The 4,538-nt window shown below is 61.6% G+C and carries 4 protein-coding genes and 1 tRNA gene; 3 read left to right on the top strand and 2 right to left on the bottom strand.

The genetic code is table 11. The features are described 5' to 3' along the window. The coding region (tgt, locus tag ACTZWX_RS17775; protein WP_444715049.1) for a tRNA guanosine(34) transglycosylase Tgt at nt 1-678 on the bottom strand (678 nt) is incomplete at its 3' end. Between the two features lie 369 nt (nt 679-1,047). Then, nucleotides 1,048-2,088 (bottom strand): tRNA preQ1(34) S-adenosylmethionine ribosyltransferase-isomerase QueA, encoded by a 1,041-nt coding sequence (queA, locus tag ACTZWX_RS17770; RefSeq protein WP_444715048.1) that lies wholly within the window; start codon nt 2,086-2,088, stop codon nt 1,048-1,050. A gap of 88 nt (nt 2,089-2,176) precedes the next feature. Here queA and ACTZWX_RS17765 point away from each other — a divergent pair. From ACTZWX_RS17765 to ACTZWX_RS17755, 3 genes are all read left to right on the top strand, one after another. Further along, nucleotides 2,177-2,263 (top strand) — tRNA-Leu (locus ACTZWX_RS17765). A 155-nt stretch (nt 2,264-2,418) separates the two neighbouring features. After that, nucleotides 2,419-2,982: a tyrosine-type recombinase/integrase gene (locus ACTZWX_RS17760; RefSeq protein WP_444715047.1), complete on the top strand. Its 564-nt coding sequence runs from the start codon at nt 2,419-2,421 to the stop codon at nt 2,980-2,982. After that, nucleotides 2,937-4,504 (top strand): IS3 family transposase gene (locus ACTZWX_RS17755; protein WP_444715046.1). Its coding sequence is split into 2 segments (ribosomal slippage): nt 2,937-3,399 and nt 3,399-4,504, totalling 1,569 coding nucleotides; the frame shifts between segments, so codons are not numbered across the junction. Before ACTZWX_RS17760 ends, ACTZWX_RS17755 begins: the two co-directional genes overlap by 46 nt. Nucleotides 4,505-4,538 lie beyond the last annotated feature (34 nt).

Genomic DNA, 4,538 nt, shown 5'->3' with positions numbered 1-4,538 from the left:
AAGCACCGTCATCATCTCCTCGCGCGGCTCGCCCACCGACAGACCGCCGATGGCATAGCCGTCAAAGCCGATATCCATCAGCCCGGCCAGCGACTCGGCACGTAACGGGTCATACATACCGCCCTGAACAATACCGAAGCAGGCCGCGTCATTACCCTCGTGGGCCGCCTTGCTGCGCTTTGCCCAGCGCAACGACAGGCGCATCGAATCCGCCGCCTGCTGCTCGGTGGCCGGGTAAGGCGTGCACTCGTCAAAGATCATGCAGATATCGCTGTCGAGACTGCGCTGCACCTGCATTGCGCGCTCCGGCGTCAGCTCAATCCGGTCACCATTGATCGGTGAGCGGAACACCACCCCCTGCTCGGACAGCTTGCGCAATTCACCGAGGCTGAATACCTGAAAACCACCGGAGTCGGTCAGGATCGGCTTCGACCAGTGCATAAAGCCATGCAGCCCCCCGTGCGCCTCGATCACCTCGGTGCCCGGTCGCAGCATCAGGTGGAAGGTATTGCCAAGACAGATCTCCGCCCCGGTGGCGGCCAGATCACGCGGCAACATGCCCTTGACGGTGCCGTAGGTGCCCACCGGCATAAAGGCCGGCGTCTCCACCGTGCCACGCGGAAAAGTCAGCCGACCACGGCGGGCCTGGCCGTCGTTGCCGAGCAGATTGAAAGTCATACGGGACATGGGGAAAGGCCCTGGTCTGACGTCCGACGTCTGACGTCTGACGCTGAAGAATGGCTGGACGCTCGACGCTCGACGCTGGACGCTTTACAGGGCATCCAACCGGTTGAGATTGTCGAGAAACCCTCTACGGGAGCGCCTTGTGGGAGCGGCCCTCGGGCCGCGAATATTCCAGAGCGCCCGGAAGTGGGTTCGCGGCGCGAGCGCCGCTCCCACAGACCCGGCGTCCAGCGGCCGGACGCTTTGAAAGCAGGCGCAGTGCCTGAAGGAGCCTGCCTCGCAGGCGAACAGGTTTGAGTGGCGCACCGGAGCATTCGCCTGCAAGGCAGGCTCCTACAGGGTGAGGCGGCAATGTTGCGCGTGTTAGACATCCACCTCTCCCGCATCCGACCTCTCCAGGAACATCGCATCCCCATAACTGAAAAACCGGTACTCCTGCGCCACCGCTTCACGATACGCCGCCAGCACCCGTTCCTGGCCGGCAAAGGCGCTGACCAGCATCAGCAGGGTTGAGCGTGGCAGGTGGAAATTGGTGATCAGCGCATCCACCGCACGAAAGCGGTAACCGGGATAGATAAAGATGTCGGTCTCGCCCTGCCCGGCGCGCAGACGGCCGCCAGCGCTGGCGGCTTCAAGGGCGCGCAGCGAGGTGGTGCCCACCGCCACCACCCGGCCGCCGGCGGCGCGGGTGGCCAGCACCTGCTCCACCAGGGTTTCAGGCACCTGATACAGCTCGGTATGCATGCGGTGTGCCTCAACTTCATCAACGCGCACCGGCTGGAAGGTGCCGGCGCCGACATGCAGGGTGACAAAGCCCTGCTCAATGCCCGCCTCGGCGAGCCCGTTGAGCAGCGCCTGGTCAAAGTGCAGGCCGGCGGTAGGGGCCGCCACGGCACCGGGGTGGCGGGCATACACGGTCTGGTAACGTTCCAGATCGGTTTCGTCATCCGGGCGGTCGATATAGGGCGGCAAGGGCACATGACCGATCCGCTCCAGCACCGACAACACCGACTCCGGGCCAACAAAGGCGAGATGAAAGAACTCACCGGCGCGGCCGGTTACCTGGGCACGCACGCCACCGTCGAACACCAGCCAGCTACCCGGCTTGGGCGCCTTGGAGGCACGCACCTGGGCCAGCGCCTCGCGCTCATCGAGCACCCGCTCGATCAATGCCTCGATACGGCCGCCGGTCTCCTTCTGGCCATGCAGCCGCGCCGGAATCACCCGGGTATCGTTGAACACCAGCAGATCGCCGGGCTTGAGCAGGGCATGGATATCGGTGAACTGGCGATGCGCCAGACCGTCAGCGGTCAGCGCCAGCAGGCGCGAAGCACTGCGCTCAGCGGTGGGGCGCCGGGCAATCAGCTGCTCCGGCAACGCGAAATCAAACTCTGAAACCTGCATCGTACTTTACCGGCACGAGATTCTGGGGGCGCCAAGTCTAACGCAGTTGGCGCTGCCGCAACACAGCGCTATACTGCCGCGCTCGCTTGCCAGAGTGGCGAAATTGGTAGACGCGACGGATTCAAAATCCGTTGGGGTAACACCCGTGCCGGTTCGAGTCCGGCCTCTGGTACCATCTATCTGTCCATCCCAGCCCAAGAAACCCCAAATAACACAGCGAAAACAACCACTTAATTCCATAAATACTCCACCTCACTCCAACCCACTCCATTGACAACCAACCAAAAGTGGTGCCAACTTTGGTGCCAACTCCGGCGTCAGAAGCAGTCGATGGAAACCAATAAACTCAACGATGTAGTCATTAAAAACGCCAAGCCTAAGCCCGCCACCTACATCCTCGCCGACGGCGAAGGCATGTACCTGGAGGTCACTCCCAAAGGGGGCAAATGGTGGCGCCTGAAGTACCGCTTTGGCGGCAAACAGAAGCGCCTATCCCTCGGCACGTACCCGGAAACCAGACTGAAAGAAGCCCGTGCCAAGCGACAGGAAGCACGAGACCTGCTCGCGCAGGGGATAGACCCGGCCAGGGAGCGCAAAACCAGAAAACAGGCCGATAAGACCGCCAGACGGAACACTTTCGCAGGAGTCGCCGAAGAGTGGGCAGACAACAAGATTCAGAGCGAGAAGTGGACTGCGACGACCGAAAAGAAGCGCAAAGGCTGGCTGGAGAAGGGCCTTATCGCTCACCTCGGGGATCAGCCTGTATCTGAAATCCCCCTCTGTCAGGATAGTTGTCGCGCCTATTTTTTCACCAACGTTAAATCCGAGGGGCGGCAGGAGAGAGAATCATGCCGCGTTACAGCGAGGGCTTTAAGGAGCGAGCTGTGCAGATGATGATGCCGCCGAATGCGCGCTCGGTGGCAGAGGTTAGCCGGGAAACGGGCGTCAGTGAGCAGACGCTGTACAATTGGCGCAATCGAGTCCGCAACCAGGGTATCGCTGTGCCAGCCGATCCGAAGAACCCCGATCAGTGGAGCGGGGAAAGCAAGTTGGCCGTTGTGATTGAGACAGCGGCGTTGAATGAAGAGGAGCTGGCGGCGTACTGTCGGCGTAAAGGGCTCTACGTGGAGCAGATCCGGCGTTGGCGGGAGTCAGCCAGTACCGGTGCGGGCAGTGATGGCCATTTATCGGTGGAAGACCGCCGGTCGCTACAGCAGGAGCGCCAGAAGAACCGCAAGCTCGAGAAGGAGCTCAAGCGCAAGGAGAAGGCTCTGGCGGAGGCGGCAGCCCTGCTGGTATTGCAAAAAAAGGCCCGAGCCATCTGGGGGGACGCCGAGGAAGATTGATTACCTTGGCGGATCGTCAGGTGGCGATTGGGTTGATTGCGGAAGCGGTCTGCGCTGGAGCGCGGCGCCACAAGGCGTGTGCTGTACTGGATATTACCGTGCGTACGCTGCAACGCTGGGAGGCAGCGCAGGGTACTGGGGTGCTTGAGGATCAGCGCAAGGCAGCGGGTGCGTACCGGACGCCGGGCAACAAGCTTAGCGAGGCAGAGCGACAGCGCGTGCTGGCGGTCTGCAACCAGCCGGAATACGCCAGCCTACCGCCGAGCCAGATCGTGCCGCTGCTGGCTGACCGGGGCGTTTATGTTGCCTCGGAGTCGACGTTCTATCGGGTGTTGCGGGCAGCGGATCAGGTTCAGCGTCGCGGGAAAGCAGCGGTGCCGAAGGAGGTCGCCAGGCCGCAGAGTTATCTGGCTGAAGGCCCGAACCAGGTGTGGAGCTGGGACATCACGTTCCTGGCGTCGAGCATCAAGGGCCTGTTCTACCGGCTGTATCTGGTGATGGATGTCTACAGCCGGAAAGTTGTTGGCTGGGAAGTGTATGCAGAGGAAACCGCCGCATACGCTGCGGCTGTGATCCGCCGGGCCTGCCTGGCGGAAGGTGTTCATGAGGAAGGATTGGTGTTGCACTCGGATAACGGAGGCCCGATGAAAGGCGCGATGATGCTGGCCACCTTGCAGAAGCTTGGTGTAGTGCCCTCGTTCAGTCGACCGTCGGTGAGTGATGATAATCCGTACTCGGAAAGCTTGTTCCGGACGATGAAGTATCGGCCTGTGTATCCGGCAAAGCCGTTTGAGAACATTGAAGCGGCAAGGCAATGGGTGCATGCCTTCGTTCAGTGGTACAACCATGAGCATCGCCACAGCGGGATTCGCCACGTGACACCGCAGCAGCGTCACAGTGGCGAGGAGAAACGGATACTGGCGGCGCGTCAGGCGCTCTACCAGGAAGCCCGGCAACGCATGCCGGAGCGATGGTCCGGCGATATCAGGAACTGGAATCCGGTGGAGAGCGTGTGGCTGAATCCGCCCAAGGAAAATCAAGCTGACTCACAGCAAAAAGAGGCAGCTTGATCAGTAGACGCGACAACTATGTTGACAACCGCCG

The organism is Marinobacter sp. NSM, from assembly GCF_052380025.1.
Taxonomy (GTDB): Bacteria; Pseudomonadota; Gammaproteobacteria; order Pseudomonadales; family Oleiphilaceae; genus Marinobacter.
The sequence above is the reverse complement of the archived record's forward strand: the minus strand, read 5'-3'. Positions and strand labels throughout refer to the sequence as shown.